This window comes from Weissella koreensis KCTC 3621, from assembly GCF_000277645.1.
Genome location: NZ_AKGG01000012.1, coordinates 86,264 through 110,877, shown reverse-complemented (window position 1 = coordinate 110,877; position 24,614 = coordinate 86,264). Strand labels below are relative to the sequence as shown.

26 protein-coding genes are annotated in these 24,614 nt (G+C 34.9%); all 26 read left to right on the top strand.

What is annotated here, in order from left to right:
- Nucleotide 1 precedes the first annotated feature (1 nt).
- The 26 genes from dnaI to JC2156_RS04530 all read left to right on the top strand — a co-directional run bounded on the left by dnaI (nt 2) and on the right by JC2156_RS04530 (nt 24,602).
- Nucleotides 2–985, top strand: a complete 984-nt coding sequence (dnaI, locus tag JC2156_RS04655) for a primosomal protein DnaI (protein WP_006845563.1) — start codon at nt 2–4, stop codon at nt 983–985.
- Between the two features lie 113 nt (nt 986–1,098).
- Nucleotides 1,099–2,094: a YibE/F family protein gene (locus JC2156_RS04650; RefSeq protein WP_238530587.1), complete on the top strand. Its 996-nt coding sequence runs from the start codon at nt 1,099–1,101 to the stop codon at nt 2,092–2,094.
- Complete coding sequence (locus JC2156_RS04645; protein ID WP_006845561.1) at nt 2,094–2,858, top strand: YibE/F family protein; 765 nt, start codon at nt 2,094–2,096, stop codon at nt 2,856–2,858. The genes JC2156_RS04650 and JC2156_RS04645 overlap by 1 nt, the downstream gene beginning before the upstream one ends.
- A 158-nt stretch (nt 2,859–3,016) precedes the next feature.
- Complete coding sequence (locus JC2156_RS04640; protein WP_006845560.1) at nt 3,017–3,706, top strand: response regulator transcription factor; 690 nt, start codon at nt 3,017–3,019, stop codon at nt 3,704–3,706.
- 16 nt (nt 3,707–3,722) lie between these two features.
- A complete protein-coding gene (locus JC2156_RS04635) occupies nt 3,723–5,195 on the top strand; it encodes a sensor histidine kinase (protein ID WP_006845597.1) in 1,473 nt (490 codons plus the stop codon).
- Nucleotides 5,196–5,302: 107 nt separating this feature from the next.
- Complete coding sequence (locus JC2156_RS04630; RefSeq protein ID WP_006845558.1) at nt 5,303–6,637, top strand: FAD-dependent oxidoreductase; 1,335 nt, start codon at nt 5,303–5,305, stop codon at nt 6,635–6,637.
- 309 nt (nt 6,638–6,946) lie between these two features.
- Nucleotides 6,947–7,363, top strand: coding sequence for a MarR family winged helix-turn-helix transcriptional regulator (locus JC2156_RS04625; RefSeq protein WP_006845557.1), 417 nt, complete (start codon nt 6,947–6,949; stop codon nt 7,361–7,363).
- Between the two features lie 113 nt (nt 7,364–7,476).
- A complete protein-coding gene (locus tag JC2156_RS04620; RefSeq protein ID WP_006845556.1) occupies nt 7,477–8,343 on the top strand; it encodes a DegV family protein in 867 nt (288 codons plus the stop codon).
- Nucleotides 8,344–8,387: 44 nt separating this feature from the next.
- Nucleotides 8,388–9,242, top strand: coding sequence for a DegV family protein (locus JC2156_RS04615; protein ID WP_006845555.1), 855 nt, complete (start codon nt 8,388–8,390; stop codon nt 9,240–9,242).
- Between the two features lie 225 nt (nt 9,243–9,467).
- Nucleotides 9,468–10,337, top strand: coding sequence for a GDSL-type esterase/lipase family protein (locus JC2156_RS04610; RefSeq protein ID WP_006845554.1), 870 nt, complete (start codon nt 9,468–9,470; stop codon nt 10,335–10,337).
- The gene (locus tag JC2156_RS04605) at nt 10,337–10,945 is read left to right on the top strand and encodes a YpmS family protein (RefSeq protein WP_006845553.1); all 609 of its coding nucleotides are present in this window, start codon (nt 10,337–10,339) and stop codon (nt 10,943–10,945) included. The genes JC2156_RS04610 and JC2156_RS04605 overlap by 1 nt, the downstream gene beginning before the upstream one ends.
- Nucleotides 10,945–11,166, top strand: coding sequence for a YozE family protein (locus tag JC2156_RS04600; protein WP_006845552.1), 222 nt, complete (start codon nt 10,945–10,947; stop codon nt 11,164–11,166). The genes JC2156_RS04605 and JC2156_RS04600 overlap by 1 nt, the downstream gene beginning before the upstream one ends.
- Nucleotides 11,167–11,178: 12 nt before the next feature.
- Nucleotides 11,179–12,057 (top strand): ribosome biogenesis GTPase YlqF, encoded by an 879-nt coding sequence (gene ylqF / locus JC2156_RS04595; protein ID WP_006845551.1) that lies wholly within the window; start codon nt 11,179–11,181, stop codon nt 12,055–12,057.
- Nucleotides 12,050–12,814 (top strand): ribonuclease HII, encoded by a 765-nt coding sequence (locus tag JC2156_RS04590; RefSeq protein ID WP_006845550.1) that lies wholly within the window; start codon nt 12,050–12,052, stop codon nt 12,812–12,814. The genes ylqF and JC2156_RS04590 overlap by 8 nt, the downstream gene beginning before the upstream one ends.
- Nucleotides 12,815–12,857: 43 nt before the next feature.
- Nucleotides 12,858–13,736, top strand: coding sequence for a DNA-processing protein DprA (gene dprA, locus JC2156_RS04585; RefSeq protein ID WP_006845549.1), 879 nt, complete (start codon nt 12,858–12,860; stop codon nt 13,734–13,736).
- A gap of 285 nt (nt 13,737–14,021) precedes the next feature.
- Nucleotides 14,022–15,389, top strand: a complete 1,368-nt coding sequence (locus JC2156_RS04580; RefSeq protein WP_038241089.1) for a Na+/H+ antiporter NhaC family protein — start codon at nt 14,022–14,024, stop codon at nt 15,387–15,389.
- A 145-nt stretch (nt 15,390–15,534) separates the two neighbouring features.
- Nucleotides 15,535–16,128, top strand: a complete 594-nt coding sequence (ruvA, locus tag JC2156_RS04575) for a Holliday junction branch migration protein RuvA (protein ID WP_006845546.1) — start codon at nt 15,535–15,537, stop codon at nt 16,126–16,128.
- A gap of 22 nt (nt 16,129–16,150) precedes the next feature.
- A complete protein-coding gene (ruvB, locus tag JC2156_RS08885; protein WP_006845545.1) occupies nt 16,151–17,161 on the top strand; it encodes a Holliday junction branch migration DNA helicase RuvB in 1,011 nt (336 codons plus the stop codon).
- A gap of 3 nt (nt 17,162–17,164) precedes the next feature.
- Complete coding sequence (gene queA, locus JC2156_RS08880) at nt 17,165–18,211, top strand: tRNA preQ1(34) S-adenosylmethionine ribosyltransferase-isomerase QueA (RefSeq protein ID WP_006845544.1); 1,047 nt, start codon at nt 17,165–17,167, stop codon at nt 18,209–18,211.
- A gap of 74 nt (nt 18,212–18,285) precedes the next feature.
- Entirely contained in the window at nt 18,286–19,437 is a 1,152-nt protein-coding gene (gene tgt, locus JC2156_RS04560) for a tRNA guanosine(34) transglycosylase Tgt (protein ID WP_038241098.1), read from the top strand.
- Nucleotides 19,438–19,455: 18 nt separating this feature from the next.
- Nucleotides 19,456–19,821, top strand: a complete 366-nt coding sequence (gene yajC / locus JC2156_RS04555) for a preprotein translocase subunit YajC (RefSeq protein ID WP_006845542.1) — start codon at nt 19,456–19,458, stop codon at nt 19,819–19,821.
- 99 nt (nt 19,822–19,920) lie between these two features.
- The gene (gene dinB / locus JC2156_RS04550) at nt 19,921–21,039 is read left to right on the top strand and encodes a DNA polymerase IV (RefSeq protein ID WP_013989138.1); all 1,119 of its coding nucleotides are present in this window, start codon (nt 19,921–19,923) and stop codon (nt 21,037–21,039) included.
- A 79-nt stretch (nt 21,040–21,118) separates the two neighbouring features.
- Entirely contained in the window at nt 21,119–22,069 is a 951-nt protein-coding gene (locus JC2156_RS04545) for a DHH family phosphoesterase (protein ID WP_006845540.1), read from the top strand.
- Between the two features lie 14 nt (nt 22,070–22,083).
- Nucleotides 22,084–23,454: a DEAD/DEAH box helicase gene (locus JC2156_RS04540; RefSeq protein WP_006845539.1), complete on the top strand. Its 1,371-nt coding sequence runs from the start codon at nt 22,084–22,086 to the stop codon at nt 23,452–23,454.
- A gap of 19 nt (nt 23,455–23,473) precedes the next feature.
- Nucleotides 23,474–24,400 (top strand): YitT family protein, encoded by a 927-nt coding sequence (locus tag JC2156_RS04535; RefSeq protein ID WP_006845538.1) that lies wholly within the window; start codon nt 23,474–23,476, stop codon nt 24,398–24,400.
- A 16-nt stretch (nt 24,401–24,416) separates the two neighbouring features.
- Complete coding sequence (locus JC2156_RS04530; RefSeq protein WP_006845537.1) at nt 24,417–24,602, top strand: 2-hydroxymuconate tautomerase; 186 nt, start codon at nt 24,417–24,419, stop codon at nt 24,600–24,602.
- The last annotated feature ends 12 nt before the right edge of the window (nt 24,603–24,614 follow it).

The following is a 24,614-nucleotide window of genomic DNA, read 5'->3' as shown; positions in this document are numbered from 1 at the left end:
AATGCCAAATGTAGAACCATTTAATTTTCAAAATAATCGAGGAACTCAAAATATTGGAAAATCATTCCAAGATATTTTAAAAAAGCGGCCTCAAATGAGAAATGAATATGAAAAAATAAGGCAAATTATGTTGGAAGATGCAGAAATTAAAAATTTTATTCAAGAGCATCAGCCGGATTTAAGCGAAGCAATTTTCAATCGCGATTTAGCAACCATCTATGAATATTATTTGCAAAATAAAAAACAACAAGATGGCTTACCAGATGTTCATCCTGGTTATGATCCAGAGTTGTTATTTGTTGATAAACGTGTGGTGATTCAATATCGAGCAAGTCAAAAAATGCAAAAACAACATGAAAAGTTACGAGCAGCTAGTAAAATTATGGCAATTGGTATGCCTAAACAATTAAAATCGGCCACAATGAATGATTTTAAGTCAATGGATTCGGGAATGACTGCCGCTGTCTTAGCAGTTTCGGAATTTATTGAAGATTATGTTGATCGGCCTCAAGAATTTCATCAAGGTGCTTATTTACAAGGACCATATGGGGTAGGTAAAACTTATTTGATGGGAGCAATGGCTAATCAACTGTCTTTTGATGATATTGATGTATTATTGTTGCACTATCCAACTTTGGCTACCAATATGAAAGATGCAATAAGTGATCACAGTATTGACACTAAGACAGTACGGTCAGATATGAAATTGGTAGATATTCTAGTTTTAGATGACATTGGAGCTGAAAGTGATGGAAGTGGTTGGATTCGAGATGATGTTTTGAGTGTTGTTCTTGATTATCGAATGCAAAATGGACTAGCAACATTTTTTACATCTAACTTCTCTATGAAACAATTAGAGGAAGAACACTTCACATTGACCAAGAATGGGGCTGAACCAGTTAAAGCTGCTCGAATTATGCAAAGAATTAAATATTTAGCAAAGGAGATCCCAGTTAACGGCCAAAATAGAAGGCTAAATCCATGATATTAAATAAAGGCAAGAGACATTTTTTGTTTTGGTTATGTCTATTAACAGTTATATTATTTACATATTTTGGATTACGGCATGATGCATCGTTATATAGTAAACCTGTTGTATTGATAGAAAAAGTTAAAGTAATTGATGAAAATAATTCGACTGATGCATATCTGAATCGTGTGACTAATTATCGACAAAAAGTTAAAGCTAAATTTTTAAACACTGATCGTCAAGGTGAAAAAATTTGGATTGAAAATAATTATGATAGTAGTCAAGGAATGGATCAAAAATTAAAGCCAAAAATGCAGATTTTTTTACGTCAACAAGGGGATGCTTGGAACTTTGATAATGTTAAAAGAGATGCCACCTGGATTCCGTTATTAATTGCACTAATTGGTTTGTTAATTAATTTGATGGGGAAGTCTGGACGTCTAACAGCCATTTCTTTGGTTTTAAATACAATTTTATTTATTATTACTATTGATTTAAATTTAAAAACTGGGACCCATTATTTATTACCATTATTTGTGATCTTTAGTTTAATTGTGTCTGCATTGACTCTTGGATTGGTGATGGGATTTAAAAAAAGGCAAACATGGGTGATTTTTGCAACAGTGGTTACAACTACACTTATTACAATGCTTTTAGCTGCTTTAGTTTTTAAGTTGAATCATAATCAAGGTGTTAACTTTGAATTGTTAGGGTTCATTACACAATTACCCGTTCCAATGTTTTTTTCAATGACGTTAGTAGGAGTTTTGGGGGCAGTCATGGATGAATCAACGGACATGATTGCTACTTTATTTGCATTAAGAAAAGAAAATCATGATGTAACAACGAAAGAATTAATAATTGCAGGACGACATGTAGGACAAGAAATATTCGGAGCATTAACCAACGTGTTATTCTTGATTTTTATTGCTGGACAGATCCCGATGGCTATTTTGTTTTTAAGAAATGGGAATAACATTGGGTATACTTATGATATGAACATGGCATTGGGGATGGTTCAAACTCTGATTAGTGCGATCGGAATTGTGTTAACAGTTCCAGCTGGAATTTTGTGGGTTATCATTGATTCTAAGTATGAAATGCACAAAAGGAGGCTTAATTAATGTCAGTTACATTCGTTTTAGCACTCATTTTACTAGTATTAATGGTAGTTATTGGTGGTAAAAAAGGAATGGGTGCTTTTGTTAGTCTATGGATTAATTTTATTTTATTAATGGGCATGCTTCTCTTAATTAGTTGGGGATTTAGTATGTTTATGGTGTTATTAATTGGGAGTAGTTTGGTCTTATTGATTACGATATATAGTGCTGGAGCTGATGAAGAAACTACGATGGTATCATTGAAAAGTAGTTTAATCGTTATGTTGATTTTAATTTTGGTGATTATTCCTGTTGAACATTTAAACTTTGTACAAGGATTTACCGTTGAAAATTCAGAAGAGTTGGAAGGCTTATCTTTGCAAATTGGTTTAAATTTTGGGCAGTTGGGAATTGCAGCCGCACTGTTAGCAACACTTGGAGCAATCGCTGAAGCGTCTGTAGCAATTACATCAGGATTATCTGAGATTATGGAACACCACCCAGATATGGAAGTAAATAAATTAATACGATCAGGTTACCAACTAGGTTATCAAATTATAGGAACGGCTTTAAATACTGTTTTATTTGGTTTTATGGCTGATTTTTTGAGCTTGGGAATTATGTTTGCTAAACTTAATTATGGTATTGGAGATATCGTTAATTCTAAATTATTAGTTTCAGCTATTTTATCAATGCTGTATGCCTTTTTTGGTGTTATTATGGTGTTACCAATAACCTTGGGTTTGATTAAGATTCATCAACTAAAAGTAATAAATTCTGAGAATTAAAGTTAAAAATATTTTTAAATTGTATGCAATATAATACCTCGCTGCGTTAAATATGAAAAAACTCTATTAAATTAGTATTTACTTGATGAAAATTAGATATTTATGTTAAACTTAATAAGTTTGTTAAAAATAATGTTTTGAAAGAATAGGGTGCTAAGATGAATAAAATTTTGATAATTGAAGATGAGGAAAATTTAGCACGATTTGTTGAGTTAGAATTACAACATGAAGGCTATGAAACGACAGTTGCCGATAATGGTCGAACTGGGTTAGAAATATCGTTAGAAGAAAATTTCGATTTGATTCTATTAGATCTAATGTTACCAGAATTAAGTGGGTTAGAAGTTGCACGTAGACTTCGAGAAGTCAAAAACACACCTATTATTATGATGACGGCTCGTGATTCAGTTATTGATCGCGTTTCAGGGTTAGACTATGGGGCTGACGATTATGTTGTAAAGCCGTTTGCAATTGAAGAATTGTTGGCACGTATCCGGGCTTTATTGCGTCGAATTAATATTGAAACTGAAGAGCATGCTAGTCATCAAAGTATTGTAAAGTATCGTGATTTGGTGGTTGAAAAAGAAAATCGAATTGCGCGACGTGGTGATGAAATTATCAATTTAACGAAACGCGAATATGAATTACTTGTTATTTTGATGGAGAATATTAATGTTGTTCAATCAAGAGAAGTACTTTTGGCCAAGGTTTGGGGATATGATGATAACGTTGAAACCAATGTTGTAGATGTTTATATCCGTTACCTACGTAATAAAATTGATTATAGTGACTCTAAAACTTCATATATTCAAACTGTTCGTGGAACCGGTTATGTGATGCGTCAATAGAATTTGGAGAGATACAATGGATAAAACAGCCATTGTTAAAAATAATCCCAAGCAAAAGCCAGGTTTGTCACTTAAATGGAAGTGGGCCATGGGCTCAGCATTGGGATTTTTTTTAATATTTATAATTTTTAGTTACATTTTAATTATGGCATTTGCTAATCGTATGTTGGTGGATGAAAAAATTTCATCGCGGGAATCTCTTAATTGGGTAGCCCAACGATTAGAAAAGGTCCCAATTGACAAGGTTAAATCGCAAGAAATTGAATCAGCGATTATTGGAGATAACGCCTTGTCACAAAAACAAGAGGTCGGATTGGTAGAAACTATGCGCCCTGACTTTAAAATCATAATTTACGATGGATCGTATCAAGTTTATCCCAAACATAAACCGGCAATGATTAATTTAGAAAATAGAAAGATTCATTTAGAACATGACCAAAATGGTAATCAAACATTGGTTGGTTATAAAACCATTCATAATAAAAATGGTAAAACGATCGGAGTCATTCGATTAGATAATAATTTAGAACAATTTAACCGTTTATTTAATCGAATTTATATGATTACGATTATAGCAACACTTTTGGGAGTTTTCTTTACTGCAATTTGGGGTTACTGGTTAGCTGATTATCTGTTGAGACCGATGGATGATATTAAAAAAGTGGTAGATTCAGCTAGAATTGATTCTCAATCGCAGGCTCGAGTTGACTCAGATGGAACTAGAAATGATGAAATAACTGATTTAGGTAAAATTGTGAATCGTAGTTTAGATCAAATGCAACATACTATGATGGCTCAACATCAGTTTGTGGAAGATGTTTCGCACGAACTTCGTACGCCAGTAGCAATTGTTAAGGGCCATATGGAACTCTTAAACCGTTGGGGTAAGGATGATCCTAAGATTTTAAATGAATCAATTGAAGCATCTTTAAAGGAAATTAGCCGGATGCAAGGATTGGTCCAAGAAATGTTGGATTTGACACGTGCAGACCAAGTGGAATTAGCTTTTAAAGATGGAAATACTGATATTCGTGAAGTGGTAACCTTAGTATATAATAATTTCAAAATGATCCATGATGATTTTACTTTTATTCTGGATGATGATTTAAAACATCCAACTTTTGTAAATATGTCACGAGATCATTTGGAGCAAATTATGATTATTTTATCTGATAATGCTGTGAAATACTCACGCGATCGCAAAGAAATTCACTATTCTGTGTCACGTAATGGAGGACAAGTTCAGATTGCGGTACAAGATTTTGGTGAAGGGATTAGTCCTGAGGAAGCCCATCATGTTTTTGATCGCTTTTATCGTGTTGATAAAGCTCGATCACGTAAGCAAGGTGGAAATGGTTTGGGCTTAAGTATTGCTCAAAAATTGATTGAGGGCTATGGTGGGACCATCATCTTGGAATCTGCTGAAGGTCATGGGTCGATTTTTAGAATTACATTACCTATTAAAAACAATGATCGTAAGTCGAAATAATTATAAATATATATTCTTTAAAAGATAGTATGTGAAAAAAGACGCTAACGTTGTATAATTGACTTATACAAATGAAAGCGTTTTTTTTATTATCGGAGGATGGACTAATGAAAGTTGCAATTATCGGATGTACTCATGCAGGTATTTTCTCAGCTCGTGGAATTCTAGAAACAGATCCAACGGCTGAAATTACAGTTTTTGAAAAGAATGATACTGTCTCTTTTCTTTCATGTGGAATTGCTCTATGGGTAGGTAACCACGTTTCTGACCCTGAGAAAATGTTTTATGATTCAGTTGAAGCCATGAAAAATGATGGTATTGATATGAAGATGCAGCATGAAGTTACGAATGTTGACTTGGAAAATAAAGTTGTAACATATCAAAACTTGGAGAATCAACAAGAGAAAACTGAAAAATTCGATAAAATTGTTGTGACAACTGGTTCAAAGCCAGTTATGCCACCAATTCCTGGAATTAATGGAAAAAATATTTATCTATGCAAGAATTGGGATGATGCCAAAGCTATTAATGAGGCCGTCAAAGATGTTAAATCAGCGATCGTAATCGGGGCTGGATATATTGGAGCTGAAATTGCAGAACAATTTTCAGTAAGCGGAATTAAAACAACTTTGATCGATGGTCTTGATCGGGTTCTGGCAAAAAACTTTGATAAAGATATTACGGATGAAGTTGAGATTGAATATCAAAAACACGATGTTACTTTAGGCTTAGGGCAAATGGTACAAGCGTTTGAATCTACTGATGACGGTGTTAAGGTAACAACTGATAAGGGATCTTATGAAGCAGATATTGTTGTCTTAGGAATTGGATTCTTACCACGGACTGATTTATTTACTGGGCAAGTTGATATGATTAAGAATGGAGCTATTATTGTTGATAAGTATATGCAAACTTCAGTTAAAGATGTTTATGCGGCTGGTGATTCTGCGACTGTATTTTATAATCCAACACAGCAAGATGACTACATTCCATTGGCAACAAATGCAGTACGCCAAGGAATTTTAGTTGGTAAAAACATTTTGAAGCCCACTGTAGCATACTTGGGAACTCAAGCAACGTCGGCTGTTGAGCTTTATGGTAAGGCAATGGCCAGTTCTGGATTAAATCAGCAATTAGCTCAAGCACGTGGTATTGAAGGAATCAAGACCGTTACCATTGAACAAGATTATCGACCTGATTTCATGTTAACGACAACCCCTGTACGTGCTACTTTGGTTTGGGATGAAAACACTCGGGCTGTTTTGGGTGGATCATTTTATTCTGAACATGATATTTCACAAACTGCTAATGCCTTATCATTAGCGATTCAAAATAAGATGACAATTGATGAATTAGCGCTTTCAGACTTCTTATTCCAACCAAATTTCAGCCAACCAATTAATTTCTTAGGGGCAGTGGCTATGGCAGCAGCAAAGCAATAAGCTATTGTTAAATTTCTAAAAATTTTTAAGGTTGGGACAGTCTGTCCCAGCCTTTTTATAAACTTATATAAACACTAAATATTTTTTAAATCTAATCGGCGGAATGTGAAAAATATAATTTAAATAAAACATGGATAATATTATTCTTTATTTTTAAATATATTTATTCTTATCATAAAATTTAATAGGAAACTACCATGGAAGCGATTATAATATTTATTAAGCACTTTTATTTTTAAATTTTGAGAAAAAGTAGCCATGATTTAAGATTATTTAAAATTGAGCTAGTCCTATTGGGAGGAGTTGCTAATGAAAGAAATTTTAAATGCATTACATGAAACAGATAAAGATTTTCAAAAAATTTTAAAAGAAATTATGAAAGATTATAAAATAACCATTGCAGAATGGCATCTTTTAATGAAAGTGGACAATGAATTTGATACTCAAGATCAATTGAGCCAAACAACAGGGTTAGATACTTCAACCCTCTCACGACAGTTAAATGCTTTAATGAAAAAAAAGATGATTGAACATCAGGTTGTTGGCCATGATCATCGACATTTTATATATCAAGTTACACCGTTAGGGGCAGAAAGTTTGGCCAAAATTAAAGCACAGTATCAGGCGACTGAGCAACAAATTTTTTCCGTTTGGTCTGAAGAAGAAAAGTCAATGTTGCAAATTTTAATAAATCGATTGGACAAATCAATTCAAAAAGGATTGTAAATCTCGGGTGGAAGCTAGTCAGTTCTAGTGGAACAGCGTATAATGAATAATTAATTTATTATTTGAATTATTTAGATGCCCAAATATTTTTAGATTAGAAAAGAGATTTATTTATGAAGATTGCAATTATGACCGATTCAACGGCAACAATTAGCTCTGAAGAGGCTGAACGATACAATATTAAAGTAATTCCAATTCCAATTATTTTAGATGGTAAGGCGTATAAAGAAGGAACTGAAATTACACCAAAACAGTTTTATGAGAAATTAAAAACTTCAGATTCATTTCCATCAACTTCCCAACCAGCTATTGGAGAATTGATGGAAATTTATGAAGATTTGAAATCCGAAGGCTATGATAAAGTAATTTCAATTCACTTAGCATCTACAATTTCAGGGTTTATCAATAATGTAGCATCAATTGCAGATAAAATTGATGGTTTGGAAGTTATTCCATATGATTCAAAAATAACGGTTCGTTTGATGGGATGGTTGGTTTTAAAAGCTGCTAAAATGGCACAAGATGACAAAAGTGTTGATGAAATTTTATCAACTTTAGATCAACTTCGTGATTCGATAGATGAATATTTCGTAGTTGATGATTTGAATAATTTAGTGCGTGGCGGACGTTTGTCAAATGCTGGGGCCATTATTGGAACAATGTTAAAGGTTAAACCAATTTTAACCTTTGATAACGATTCAAACTATATTGTCCCATTTGAAAAAGTTCGTTCAATGAAGAAAGCTAAAAAACGAGTTGAAGCCATTTTTAAGGATGTATTGATGAATACTGATTATCCTTTGAAACCATTGGTTATTCATGCAAATGATCCAATTGAAGGCGAGAAGTGGCGTCAAGAGCTTGAAGGAATGTATCCTGAATTGAACTTTGAACTTTCTTATTTTGGTCCGGTGGTAGGAACCCATTTGGGTCAGGGAGCATTAGCGGTTGCTTGGATGCGTGATCCAGAAAGTTTGTAAAAAATTAAATTATTAGTATTACATTTATTAGGTAGGAGAGAAAGATGACTAAAGTTAAAATTGTAACCGATTCGACGGCAGTTTTGTCAGATGCAGAAATTAAGGATTTGGGGATTAAAGTAATTCCTTTGAATGTTATGATTGATGATAAGACGTATACAGATGGTGTTGATTTATCACGTGAGGAATTCATGGATAAAATGGCACAGGCCAAAAATCTACCTAAGACATCAACTCCTGCATTGGGTGTTTTTACCGATGCTTATGAAGATTTATTAGCTAATGATGATGATGTGGAAATTATTAGTATTCACTTAACTCCAGGTTTGTCAGGGACTTTTGACACTGCACAACAAGCAGCTAAGATGTTGGAAACTGATAAAATTCATGTTATTGATTCAACCTTCATTGATTGTGCATTAGGGTTCCAAGCAATTAAGGCTGCTGAATTAGCCCAACAAGGTAAGTCTGCGACAGAAATTATGCAAGAAATTAAAGCGGTTCATGCAAATACGGAATTGTACTTAACTTTGAGTTCTTTAGATAATTTAACAGCGGGTGGACGTATTTCGAAAGCAACTGGCTTTATTAGTGGTTTGTTAAATATTAAAATTGGGGCTCATATTGTTAATGGTGACATTATTGCCGAGACTAAAGGACGTGGGTCAAAAACAATTAAGAACTATTTGAAGAAAATTGTGGATCAAATGCATGAAGCTAAAGGTATTCAAAGAATTGGATTATCACATGCTGGAATTCCAGAATTGGCGCAAGAATTAGCTGATATTTTAAGAACTGAGTTTCCTGAAGCCCAAGTTCATGTTCAACAAACGACACCAGTTGTATCAACGCATACTGGCGCTGGTGCATTTGGGCTTAGTTATTTAAAACAATATTAATTATTACTAATGAAGAATAGTGCTGGAACTTGTTTCAGTTCTATTTTTTTTCATTTAACAGAAATAATTTAGTATATCATCCTTAAAATAAGGTCTTAATAATTGTTAATTCATGATTAGGAAAAGGTATTATGTTAGAATTTACTAAAAATAAAGTATAATGATTAGAAATGTCTTGAATTTTATTTGGTATAATTAATTTCTGCGTGAAAGGGGGGATCGATTATGAAAAGAATACTAATCGTTTTAATGACATTATTGATTAGTTTTAGTCTTTCACCGTATATTGAGGCTAAGGAAATTGTTAAGAATCAAGTTCAATTAGTGACGGTTGGTGATTCTTTAACACAAGGTGTGGGAGATACCACTAATCAGGGTGGTTATGAAAAAAGAATTGCGAAATTAATTGAGAAAAAAGATCATGTTAAGGTTAAAACCAATAATTATGGTAAATCGGGTGATCGTTCCGACCAAATTTTAAAGCGTGTTCAAAAAAATGGAATAGCACAGAAAAATATTAAAGAGGCTGATATCATTGTAATGACATCAGGTGGAAATGACTTACAACAAGAATTATTTAAATTAATTCAAACTAAAGAAGAAAAAGATATTTTGTTAAAGGTAAAATCACATAAAGACGAATATTCTGATAGTTTGAATGAACTTATGAATTACATTAGAAGTTTGAACCCAGATGCTCCTATATTTATTTTTGGAAATTATAATCCTTTGTATGTTTATTTAGCTAATCGACCTGATATTAATCAAGCTGTGCATCTTTATAATTCAATAAATAGTGAAACAGCTCGTGAGAATAATAATGCATATTATGTTTCAGTTTTTAATAAACTTACTTATGGTCAGTTTCAAAGCAAAAAACAGCAGGCTAAGCTAAAAAAACAATCAGCAGCGTCTTTTACAGGAACAGTAGATAATAAAGTAGTTAAATCGACTTTAAATGGTCCCAATAAAGATAAAAACGAATATATTACTAGTTCAGATCATTATCATCCAAATAATAAGGGGTATGATCAGATGAGTAAGGCACTTTTTAAAACTGTTCAAAAACAAAAGGATGAGTGGATATATAAATAATGGTTAAAAAAGGATTGACTAAAGAACAACATCAGTTTAGACAACAAGGAATTTTGTGGGGGATTGGAGGAGCTTTAATTGTTTTAGTTTTTGTGGCTTTAATTTTAATGGTGATGCCACAAGGAAAGGAAAAACAATTTAGTACCCAGCAACAAGTTAAAATGACCGATGCTTCAATGGATGTACAATTAACGAAGAAAAATTTGAATGCTTGGATGAATAAATATTTGAATGATGATCCATCATTGAAAAAACGATTACGCTTTGAAATGGGGCAGTCAAGTATGATGGTCTATGGAACAGAACGCCTTTTAGGGCAAGATGTAGACTATGGAATGAAGATGACACCATCTGTCACTAAAGATGGTAATTTATTATTGCACGCTGATTCAGTTGCAGTGGGGCAGTTGCCTTTACCAGTCAATTATGTGATGGGTGGACTAGCTTCGCACTTAGATTTGCCAGCATGGGCCGATGTGAATCCTAAGAAGCAGACAATTTTAATTGATTTTAAAAAAGTTCCTAAGGTTTCTGGTATGCAGATTAAAATTAAGCAAATTAATATGAAAAAGGATCACTTTGTGTTCCAAGTGGGGTTACCAAAATAATGAGGCGTTCATTTTATCAATGGTTGATGACACAAAGAGATCCAGTCACACACGATGAAGTTAAAAATTTTGCGAATGGAACTTTTTATGATCAAGCATTTCCAAAGCAAAGCACAGATTTTGATGAACTTTCAAGATATTTGGAAGAAAATGGTAATTATTTACAAGCAATGGATATTTTTGATGCAGCTTGGCGTCAATATCTAGCATCAGAAGAATAGAGGTTTATTTTTATGGGACAAATTATTCAGTGGTATCCAGGCCACATGGCGAAGGCCTTCCGCTTAATGCGCGAAAATATGAAGTATGTAGATATTGTATTTGAATTAGTAGATGCCAGGATTCCATTGTCTTCACGGAATCCTGAACTAGATGATGTCTTAGGAGATAAGCCACGGTTATTGGTAATGACTAAGACCGATTTAGCTGATCCATCCCGGACTAAGGAATGGATTACATATTTTGAAACACGAGGATTAGCAGTAGTCGCTCTTGATTCACGTGACCGGAAGACCCCTCAGACTATTACAAAAGCGGCGCGTAAAGTTTTGGCTGAAAAGTGGGATCATCTTTTGGAAAAAGGAGTTAAAGACAAGGCGATTCGAGCTTTAGTAGCTGGGATTCCAAACGTTGGTAAATCAACACTTTTGAATCATCTAGTGATGAAAAATGTAGCCATTACTGGTGATCGACCTGGAGTTACTAAAAAATTACAATGGTTAAAAACACCTACTAACTTAGAGTTATTAGATACACCAGGAGTTTTATGGCCTAAATTTGATGATCAACGCGTTGGTCAACATTTAGCTATGACTGGTGCAATTAAAGATCAATTGATTAATGTGGATGATATTGCTTTAGAAGTTTTGAAATTTATGCGTGAGTATAATCCACAATCGATTACTGAGCGGTATAAACTGCCATCAGGTATTTGGGACGAAGAAACTGATGTTAACATCTTGCTTTTGATTACTCAAAAATTAGGTTTTAAGGATGATTATAATCGTGCTGGTGAAAGAATTCTGCTAGATTTGCGTCGTGGTAAATTGGGAAAATATACGATTGAAGTGCCTAATGATCAAATCGGGCAAAATGATGTTAAAAATGGATAAATTAACGATAACCGAAGTTAAATCAATCTTACAACAACCAAAAATTAAGGCCGACATTTTAAAACATTTAGCAGAGGATGAACGTCAAGGCGTTCAACGTTTATTAGTTAGTTATCAACGCCGAATTGAGAAGCAGCAAAAGATGCAAGCTACTTTTAATGAACGACAAGTTTTTGAACAAGCATATTGGAAAAAAGGTCAATTTGTTGCTGGTATTGATGAAGTTGGACGTGGCCCTTTAGCTGGCCCTGTTGTTGCGGCAGCAGTGGTATTAGATGACAATTTTGATTTAATTGAAGTCCATGATTCAAAACAATTGTCTTTGAAAAAAAGAGAAGCGCTAGTTCCTAAAATAAAATCCCAAGCTTTAGATTATGCCTTTGGAGTAGTTACATCTGAACAGATTGACGAAATTAATATATATCAAGCTGCTCGAGTTGCGATGTCTGAGGCTTATAAAGGACTCCAATATAATGTAAATGGTTTATTAATCGATGCAATGGACTTGGACATAGAGCTTGAGCAAACTAGTTTAATTAAAGGTGATGATCGCAGTATTAGTATTGGAGCTGCTAGCATTTTAGCTAAAGATTATCGAGATAATTTAATGGCAGAATACGATTTAAAATATCCCGGTTATGATTTTAAAAATAATGCCGGATATGGTACTGCTAAGCATTTAGCTGGACTAGAAAAGCTTGGTATTACACCAATTCACCGAAAAACTTTTTCACCCGTTAAAAATTATTTGAATTAATATTATTTTTGAGATCCTTTCTTTATATTGGAGGAAGTGGTCTATGACAAATCGAATTTTTATTTTAGTTTTATTGTTAATTCCAAAAATAACTTTGGAACAGCGTATTAAAATTTATCAAAATATTGATTGGCCTCAAGAACAGTCCTGTTCGTCATGGATGGACTGTTTAATGATTGCTATGGATAAACTTAATTTAGCTAAAAAGATTGGCTTAGACAATTTGTTAGAAGATTTAATTGAACAATTACGACGAATCGAAAGAACAGATTATATTTGTATTTTAGATGAATTTTATCCATTAAAATTACATGTATTAGCATATCCGCCACTGGTTTTGTTTTATCAAGGTAATTTGGACTTGTTACAAACGCCTTGTTTAGCGATTGTTGGGGCACGTAAAAATAGTAGCTATGGTAATTTTTTATTGCAATCTTGGATTCCATCTTTAAATGCGGCGGGATTAACTATTGTTTCAGGGTTAGCTGAGGGTATTGATGCGATTGCTCATCATAATACCTTAAAGGTTGGGGGACGCACGATTGGTGTGTTGGGGACGGGTTTGAATCAAATTTATCCACGGCACCATAAGAGGCTCCAACAAACTATTGGCGAAAAAGGATTAGTTATTAGTGAATATTTACCAAATCAGGGTCCTCGTAAATATCAATTTCCGCAAAGAAATCGTTTGATTGCGGCTTTAAGTCACTGCGTATTGGTAGTAGAAGCACGGTACAGATCGGGATCTTTAATTACTGCTGATTTAGCACTTGATTTAAACCGAGGTGTTTTGACCATTCCAGGTCGGGTGGACTTTGCCTTATCAAGGGGTTGTAATGAATTATTAGTACAGGGTGCTCAACCAGTTTTATCTGCTAAAGATGTGATATCAGCTTTTAATGAATATTATTGGTTAAATTAATATAAAACTTTTTGTATATTTGTAAGATAATTAAAATGGTTGACAGTTTATGAAAATTTGGTTAGACTTTTGATATTCAGTAGACGACCTTATTCAATGTCAGAGAAGCCACGGTTGCTGTGAGTGGTGCAGGTAATTTCGTTGAACTATTAACAATTTAACTTTGTAAAGTGACTCGTTCTTTTTTGGACGGGTAATTTTGGGTGGTACCGCGGAAAATGATGCTTCGTCCCAACTACGTTTTTTAACGTAGTTGGGACTTTTTTATTGAAAAGGAAAATGAATATGAATGAAAATACAAATAAAGTGAGCTTTAAATTAGCATTAAGTATTGTTCTAGGACTTATTTTGATTTTTAGTACTGGAATTATTGGTCTCAATCTTCCAGCTTTTATGCCATTGATTGTCAGCTTAGTTTTACTCACGATAATATTACGTTTTAAAAAAGTTTCATGGTCTGAGATGCAAGATAACATATTGGCAGGGATAAGAACTGGTTTAGCTCCATTATTTTTATTCTTATTAATTGGTATGCTAATTGCATTGTGGATGGGAACTGGAGTCATCCCCTCAATGTTATGGTTAGGGTTTGAGTCAGCTAATAGTACATGGTTTTTGCCAAGTACCTTATTAGTAACTGCTTTGGTTGGTTCAATGATTGGTTCAGCCTTTACTACAATTGGAACAGTAGGGGTAGCCTTAATGGGGGTGGGAGTAACGCTTGGATTTAACCCAGCCTTAGTAGCAGGGGCAATTTTATCAGGAGCAATTTTTGGAGATAAATCATCACCATTATCGGATTCTACGAATTTAGCAGCGTCAATTGCTGAAACTGATCTATTTGCACATATTAAAAATTTAATGTGGACGACTTTACCAGCATTATTAGGTTCTTTGATAATTTTTATTATTCTTGGTTTGGGTCATCATGGTGGATCAACAAGTCGGTTAGCTACACTAAGTCAATTGATTACACCCACTTGGTGGAGCATTATTCCGCTGGTATTACTAGTCGGTATGGCCATTTTGAAAGTTCCAGCTATTCCAACTTTATTATTAAACATTGGCTTGACTGGTACGGTATACTTGTTTAATCATTCACCCCAAGCCCTTAGTCAAATTTTAATGGACGGATTTAAAACAACATCAACTAATCCTAATTTAGTAAACCTTTTAAATCGTGGAGGAATGATGTCGATGATGCCAACTGTCATCGTTATTATGTTAGCATTATCTTTAGGTGGAATTTTAACGGAACAACGGATTCTACAAACGGTTATGGCGCCACTTTCACAAAAAATTAATTCAGCATCTGGAGTCTTAACTGGTGTAATCTTTACAGGAATTGCCGCAAATTTTTTAATCGGAGAACAATACCTGTCTACGATATTACCTGGACAACTTTGGAAACCAGCTTTTGACCGAATTAAATTGAGTCGTTTGGCTTTAGGAAGAGCATTAGAAGATTCAGGAACTGTTATGAACTACTTAGTTCCATGGGGAGTTGCCGGTAGCTTTGCGGCTCAAACTTTGGGAGTTCCAGTGGCAGATTTTGCGCCTTTTGTTTTTTTTGCCATCTTGTCGCCAGTCTTTTCGTTATTATCAGCTTGGACGGGAATTGGAATAAAAAAAGAAAATCAGGATGTTAAATAAGGTGTTTGAATTTAGGTAATAAATCCTAGTTACTAATAATTTATTCCAGATAATCTATATTGAATTAGTTATTTGACATGGTCGTTTATTCTTCCAGATAGGTTATAATTAATTTATGCGATTTTAGATGAGGGGAAATGAGATAATGTATGAATATTTAAATGGCTTAATTACAGTTTTAGCGCCAAAATTTATTGTCGTTGAAGCCGGTGGAGTTGGGTATCGGGTTATCGTTGGTAATCCCTACGCCTTTGAACAAAATAAGTCAGCCAAGGTTTATATTGAACAGATTTTACGCCAAGATGAAGAAACGTTATATGGCTTTCAAACGTCTGGTGAAAAACAGCTTTTTGAGCAATTACTAGCTGTTTCTGGGATTGGACCGAAGAGTGCTTTAGCAATTTTAGCAAATTCTGATCATACCGGTCTTATTCAGGCCATTGTTTCGGGTGATGTTAATTATTTGGTTAAGTTCCCCGGTATCGGAAAAAAGACTGCGCAACAAATTGTCCTTGATTTACAGAATAATTTAGCTAAATTACCATTTGATTTTAATAATATTACTGGAATTGAGCAACCAAAACAGTCGGAAAATCCAGCATTAGATGATGCTTTGGAAGCTTTAAAAGCGCTTGGGTACGGAGCGCGTGAAGTAGATAAGGTGTCTAATAAATTGGCAGCCTTAGATACTTTGGATACTGCTGGATATGTTTCAGCAGGTTTAAAATTGTTTAACTAAGTAAGCCTGAAGGAGTAATAACATGAGTGATGGGATTTTAGATCAAACGTCCCTGAATCCGGACGAGGAGCAAAGTGATCTTAATTTAAGGCCTAATACGTTGAAACAGTACATCGGGCAAGCAGAATTAAAAGAACGTTTGCAAGTTTATATTCAAGCGGCTAAACAACGAGAAGAAGCATTAGATCACACGTTGCTCTATGGTCCACCAGGACTTGGTAAAACAACTCTTGCGCTGGTAATTGCGACAGAGCTAGGAGTTAATATTAAAACGACGACAGGTCCTGTTATTGAAAAGCAGGGAGACTTACTGGCAGTTTTAAATGAGTTACAACCAGGCGATGTTTTGTTTATTGATGAAATTCATCGTTTGCCTAAAACGGTCGAAGAAATGTTATATTCTGCTATGGAAGATTTTTATGTTGATATCATTGTGGGCGAAGGTGAAAATTCACGACCTGTGCATTTTCCGTTGCCTCCTTTTACATTGATTGGGGCAACAACCCGTGGTGGAATGCTTTCGCAACCATTGCGAGATCGTTTCGGAATCGTTGAACATATGAATTATTATAATCAACAAGAGCTCAGTGAAATTATTTTGCGCTCAGCTGGTGTATTCGGGATTGAAATTGAAAAATCTGGGGCAGCAGAGTTAGCTCGAAGATCTCATGGGACACCACGAATTGCAAATCGCCTTTTACGCCGAGTTAGAGACTTTGCTATGGTCAAAAATTATGATTCGATTGATTTGTCCTTGGTGGATTTTGCCTTAGGATTGCTCAAAATTGATCGATCGGGATTAGATCAAGTTGATTTAAAAATTCTGAATACGATGATTGAAAATTATGATGGTGGACCGGTGGGAATTAAAACATTGGCGGCAAATGTTGGTGAAGAAGTTGATACTATTGAGTCGATGTATGAACCATACTTATTGCAGATCGGTTATCTAAAAAGAACACCACGCGGTCGTATGGTGACTATGAAAGCCTATGATCATCTGCAAATTGCTTATGATAAAGAAAGAAGATAAAAAATGAATTTATCAAATTATACTTTGGATGATTTTGATTATGATTTACCAGTAGAATTGATTGCACAAACTCCGTTAGAAAAAAGAGATACTTCACGCTTATTAGCATTGAATGCAGATACTGGGATGCTTGAAGATCGTCATTTTTACGATATTTTAGAATATTTAAAGCCAGGTGATGCTATTGTGATGAATAATTCGCGAGTGTTGCCTGCACGACTTCATGGAATTCGCCCTGAGACAGGTGGTCACGTTGAAGTATTGATGCTTCGACAAGATCATGGGGATGTCTGGGAGACTTTGGTTAATCCGGCCCGTAAATATCCAGTTGGTGCGGAAATTTCCTTTGGGAATGGTGAATTAACTGCCACGGTAACTGAAGAGCTAGAGCACGGTGGCCGAATGGTCGAATTTCATTATAATGGAATTTTCTTGGAAATTTTGGAATCCTTAGGTGAAATGCCTTTGCCACCTTATATTAAGGAAAAATTGGAAGATCAAGAACGTTATCAAACAGTTTATTCTAAGGTAAATGGATCAGCAGCAGCACCAACAGCTGGATTGCATTGGACACCGGAATTACTACAAAAAGTTGCAGATAAGGGTGTTAAACTAGTAGAATTGACTTTACACGTTGGATTGGGAACTTTTCGACCAGTTGAAACTAATAATTTAGAAGATCATAAGATGCATTCTGAATTTTACCAATTAAGTCAAGCTGCAGCTGATACTTTGAATGATGTCAGGGCAAATGGCAGTCGGATTATTGCGACTGGAACGACTTCCATTAGGACTTTGGAGACCATTGGGTCAAAGTTCAATGGGGAACTAAAAGCTGATTCTGGATGGACTGATATCTTTATCAAGCCGGGTTATCAATGGACAACGGTTGATGCTTTTATCACTAATTTCCATTTACCAAAATCAACTTTGGTAATGCTGGTGGCGGCTTTTACGGGACGAGAAAATATTTTAAATGCTTATCAGCATGCTATTGAAGAACAATATCGTTTCTTTTCATTTGGAGATGCGATGTTTATTCATCATTAAAAGGAGAAAAAATGCGTCAATATAGTGAATTTGATCAATTTTTAATGGAAAAATATCCATTAAAAGAAGAATTAATGAATGATCCCAAGCGGCCAGTTGTTTATGAATTATTGCATGTTGAAAAACATACTGGTGCACGTTTAGGAAGAATTTATACACGGCATGGAGTGGTACATACGCCAATGTTTATGCCAGTTGGAACTCAAGCTTCAGTTAAAAATGTTTCACCGCGAGATTTAGAGGATATTAATTCTCAATTTATTCTTTCAAATACTTATCATTTATGGGTTCGTCCAGGAGATGAGTTAATCGCTAAAGCTGGTGGGTTGCATAAATTTATGCAGTGGAACGGACCAATTTTAACTGATTCAGGTGGGTTCCAAGTTTGGTCATTGTCTAAAAACAATAAGATTTCTGAAAAAGGTGTTGATTTTAAGAACCATGTTGATGGCTCACAGATGTTCCTCTCGCCAGAAGTAGCTATGTCAATTCAAAATAATTTGGGATCTGATGTAATGATGCAACTCGATGAGGCAATACCATATTTTGAAACTTATGATTATGTTAAAAATTCAGTTGAACGAACGACCCGCTGGGCCAAAAGAGCTAAGGAAGCTCATAATCGACCAAATGATCAAGCTTTGTTTGGAATTATTCAGGGAGCGGGATTCAAAGACTTACGTAAACTTTCTGCAGATGGTTTGATCGATTTAGACCTACCTGGTTATGCAGTAGGGGGGCTTTCTGTTGGTGAATCTAAGGAAGAAATGAATCGTGTACTTGATTTCACCGTGGATTGGATGCCAGCGGATAAGCCTCGTTATTTGATGGGAGTAGCGGCCCCAGACTCATTAATTGATTCAGCTATCCGAGGAATTGATATGTTTGATTGCGTTTTGCCAACTCGAATTGCTCGAAATGGATCACTAATGACAAAGCATGGTCGAATTGTCATAACAAATAGTAAGTATAAAGATGACTTTAGCTTAATTGATGAAGATACTGAAGATTATGGTTCAAATACGTTTACTAAAGCTTATTTACATCACTTATTTAAGGCCAATGAATTGTATGGTCAAAATATTGCATCTGTTCACAATTTAAGATATCTGTTAAAGTTAATGGAAGAGATGCGTGAGGCAATCTATCATGATGAATTATTAGATTTCAGAGCGCAAGTTTTGGAAGATTATGGTTATAATCAGCCAAATGCACGGTTGTTTTAGAGAAGGAGATTTTAACACATGTCACAAAGTTTATTGATTTTTGTTGCGTTTATCGCCTTGATGTATTTCATGATGATTCGCCCACAACAAAAAACTGCAAAAAAGCGTCAAAGTATGTTGAACGAAATAAAGCCAGGAACTGAAATTGTTACCATTGGTGGTTTGCATGGTAAGATTGATTCACTTGATAAAGATACATTCAGTCTTGATGCTGATGGTGTATTTTTAACTTTTGAACGGTCTGCTATTCGAACGGTCGTTGAGAATAAGGATGCAGCTGAAGTAGTTGAAACTACAGATGCTCCAGTAGTAGCAGAAAACACAAAGATTGTTGATGAAACTAGTTCTGTTAAAGAGGATGCGGTTTCAACAAAAGAAGATTAATTTTTAATCTGGTGAGGAGGCTTGGTGTATTTATATCCAAGTCTCTTTTTATATCGACATAATTTTTCAATGCATTCTAAAGTTAGGATAGTAAATGATATGGCTGATTTATTTGATATTCCATTAAAATTAAATAGTGATCGTCATATTATACATATTGATATGGATGCATTTTATGCGCAAATTGAAATGCGAGACCATCCAGAATATCGAGATGAAGCAATAATTTTGGCCAATGATCCACGTTTAACGGGAGGACGTGGAGTAGTTGCAACTGCCAATTATCAAGCTCGTAAACTAGGGGTGCATTCAGCAATGAGTGCTGTAGAAGCCTTGAAATTGGCACCTCATGCCCGTTTCGTAGTTCCTAATTTCAAATTATATCGAAAAACGTCTCAATTAGTTCATGAAATTTTCCATCGATATACCGAAAAAATAGAACCAGTGGCGTTTGATGAAGCCTATTTGGATGTGACTAATGATTTATCGACATTTGATTCAGATTTAGATTTGGCGCATCATTTGCAACAGACGATTTTTGATGAATTAAAGCTTACCTCATCGGTGGGCGTTTCATATAACAAATTTATGGCTAAGTTAGCTTCAGAACACAATAAACCGGTCGGATTTACATATATTGATCCTAGCCAAATTAGAGAATTTTTGAATGATCTTAAGATTCAAGAAATTCGAGGAATTGGTAAAAAAACGATTCCTAAAATGAACGATTTGGGAATCTATAATGGATATGATTTATATCAACAAAGTCAAGCGACCTTGATTGATCATTTTGGTCGTGCAGGTTTTGATTTTTATCAAAGAATTCGAGGAGTTGATGATCGTGAGGTGGAGTGGAAAAGAGAACGAAAATCGATTGGAAATGAAAGAACTTATGGTCCCTTTTTATCTGAAGAAGCTGATGTTTTCGAGGCATTTCATCATTTAGCTAATTTATTAGAAACGTCCGTGCAACAAGAAAAAAAGCATGGAAAGACTTTAGTATTGAAAGTTAGAGATTCAGAATTTAAAACTGAAACACGGCGTCGAACTAATCTAGACTTTATGGAAAATAAAGCTGATTTATTTTACGATTTGGCATTGGAACTTTGGGATGAATTAGGAGGTTTTCAAGAACCAATTCGGTTATTAGGATTGACGATGACGAATTTGGCACCAATAACTTTTACCGATGTTCCGCTGGATTTATATGGGGTTTAACCAGCTTATCTGTGCTATAATTTGTTGTTAGTGATTAGAAAATAATTAAAAATATAATTGAAAGAATTGAGATAAAAATATGACGGCTGAAACAGTTATTTTAGAGCAAATTAAAAAGCATGATACAATTATCATTCATCGACATCAAAGGCCCGATCCAGATGCTTTTGGTGCACAATTTGGTCTAGCGGATTTAATTCAAAACTCATTCCCAGAAAAAAAAGTTTATACAGTTGGTAAAATGCAACACAGTGCCCTTTGGATGGGAACTATGGATGAAATTGAGGACCAACTCTATGAGGATGCACTAGTTATTGTAGTAGATACTGCTAATACTCCCCGAGTGGATGATCAACGTTGGGAACAAGGGGCTACAATTGTAAAAATTGACCATCATCCAAACGAAGAACCTTATGGAGATTATAATTGGGTGATTGAAGGTGCCTCTTCAACCTCTGCAATAATTTTTAGTTTCTATCAACAATTTAAAAATGAATTAGCGTTATCAAATAGTGGTGCTTCATATTTGTATAACGGAATTGTTGGTGATACTGGAAGATTCTTATATGCTACAAATGCGAAGACAATGGAAGTTGTTGCAGGATTAATGGAATTTGATTTTGATTGGTTTAAAATTAATCAAATGATGGATACTATTTCACCAGCTGCTGCTAAAATGTCTGGTTATGTTTTAAGTAATATGCAAATGAACGATCTAGGTTTAAATTATATTATTTTGAAACATGATGTTGTTGAAAGCTTTGAATTGGGAGATTTTGGGACTGCCTTTGTAGTGCCACTCTTAGGAAAAGTTAATACGATGAAAGCTTGGATTATCTTTGAAGAACAAGAAGAAGGTTTTTATCGAGTTCGCATGCGCTCTCGTGACGTGGTCATTAACAAAGTTGCGGCACGTCACGGTGGAGGTGGACACCCATTTGCTTCGGGTGCTTTAGCACAAGATCAAACTGAAATAAACACAATTATTGATGAAGTTAATGCTGTATTAGAAACAACCATTAACGAATAAAACAGGAGAAATTAATGGCAAAATTTACGGATTATAATTTAAAATCAGAAATATATCAAGCTCTAGGTGCAATCAACTTTAAAGAGCCAACACCGGTTCAAGAGAAAATGATTCCAGTGATTCTACAAGGTCGTTCAGTTGTGGGACAGTCACAAACTGGATCTGGTAAGACTCATGCTTTCTTGATCCCAATCTTTGAAAAATTGAATTTAACGGAATCAACAGTACAAGTTATTATCACTACACCTTCAAGAGAATTAGCGGCTCAAATTAATCGTGCTGCTAAGCAAATTGCGGATATGTTTGATGAAAAAATTCGGCCTCAAATCGGGTACTACGTTGGTGGAACCGATAAAGCCCGTCAAACTGCACAACTAGAAAATAAACAACCACAAATTGTTATCGGAACACCTGGTCGAATTCATGACCTTTCAAAAAATGGAGCTTTAGATATACATAAAGCATCAACTTTAGTTATTGATGAAGCTGATATGACATTGGATGGTGGTTTTTTACCAGATGTTGATGCGATTGCTGGAGCGTTGCCAAGTGATCTACAAATGATGGTATTTTCGGCTACGATTCCTAAAAAATTACAACCATTTTTGAAAAAGTATTTAAATAACCCAATTATTGAAGAAATTCCAAGTGAGACGGTAATTGCTAATACTATTACAAATCTATTGGTTGGAACTAAGGGTAAGACAAAAGATGAAGTCGTTTATAGTTTGTTAACGATGGGTAATCCATACATGGCCTTAGTATTTACTAATACTAAGGTTCGTGCCAAAGAATTGGCTAAGTATTTACGACAACAGGGACTTAAAGTTGCTGAAATTCACGGAGATATTCAACCACGAGAACGTCGTCGAGTGATGACTGCTATTCAACGACTTGATTATCAATATGTCGTGGCAACCGACTTAGCCGCTCGAGGAATTGATATTCCAGGGGTTGACTTGATTATTAATGATGGTATTCCAAATGAATTGGAATTCTTTATTCATCGAGTTGGACGAACTGGTCGTAATGGTCAAACTGGAACGGCAATTACAATTTATAATCCAGATGAAGAAGACCGAGTAGCTAGTGTTGAAAAAATGGGGATTGAATTCCAACCTAAAAACTTTAGTCATGGGGAATTGAAGGACGGAATTGATCGTCGTCGTCGGCGTCAACGACATAAGTCTACCCAAAAGCTTGATCCAACGATGTTGGGGATGGTTAAAAAGAAGAAGAAGCACGTTAAACCAGGATATAAGCATCAAATTAAGGCAGCAATTGCTAAAGATGCTCGCTTTAAGAAACGAGTTTCTGACCGTGAAGAGTTACGTGCTAATCGTAAGACTAAAAAGAAAGCATCTGATCAGGCTCGCGGAAAATAACATTTAGGAGGAAGATGCTTTGGTTTGGACATCAGTTAAAAATTACAGTATCCTCGTGGGGGGATTTATATTTGGTTCATTACTTGTTGCGGTATCCATGAATTTCTTCTTTATTCCTAATAATATTTTTTCAGCTGGATTTAATGGAATTGCGCAACTGTTAAATTTATTTTTGACTTATTTGTTTCATATTCATATTGAAGTAGGAACAATGATTTTGGTCTTTAATATTCCGATTGCGATTGCAGGTTGGTTTTGGGCTGGTCGTCGTTTCGTAGTATTAAGTTTCTTGAATAATTTGTTGGCATCTGGTCTACAAGTTTGGATGCCAAAAGTGAGCATTGTAAATAATGAACCGATCTTAGCTGCGTTATTTGGTGGAATGTTATTAGGGGTTGCCATTGGGATTACTTTTAGATTAGGTTTTTCTACTGGTGGAATGGATGTTGTTGCTGCTATTGTTCAAAAACGAACGGGTCGGTCAATTGGATCTGTTAGTATGATGATTAATGGGGGTATAGTTTTGATTGCTGGCTTCTTTATTGGCTGGCAAAATGCGATGTATACGATTATTGGAATTTATGCAACATCTGTTGCTATGGATAACATTTATACTAAACACCGAAAATTAACCGCATTTATTGTCACAAAGCATCCTGATGAAGTCATTGAAAACTTACAGGCGAATGTTGTTCGTGGTATTACAATTCTTGATTCTGTGGGTGCTTATACCAAGCACCCATCAAAAACATTGATGATGGTCCTTTCGCGTTATGAATTAGCAGATATGGAAAATTTAACTAAAGAAGCTGATCCAGATGCCTTCATCAATGTATTGAATACTGTAAATGTATCTAATAATTTCATTAATGAGGATTTACAGCGTCAAATTCAGGTTGAGAAAATTGCTGCTAAAAAGCAAATTTCAGATGTTTTAAATAATTAATAATAGGAGAGAAAAGATGCCATTTGTACATGTTGAATTAGTAGAAGGACGTTCAGAAGCTCAATTAAAAGCAATGATGTCAGAAATTACAGATGCAGTCGAAAAAAATGCCGGCGCACCACGTGATGCAATTAAAGTAATCGTTAATGAAATGCCTAAAAATCGTTATATGGATGGCGGAACTCTAAAGTCCGAAGCATAAAATAAAGTTATC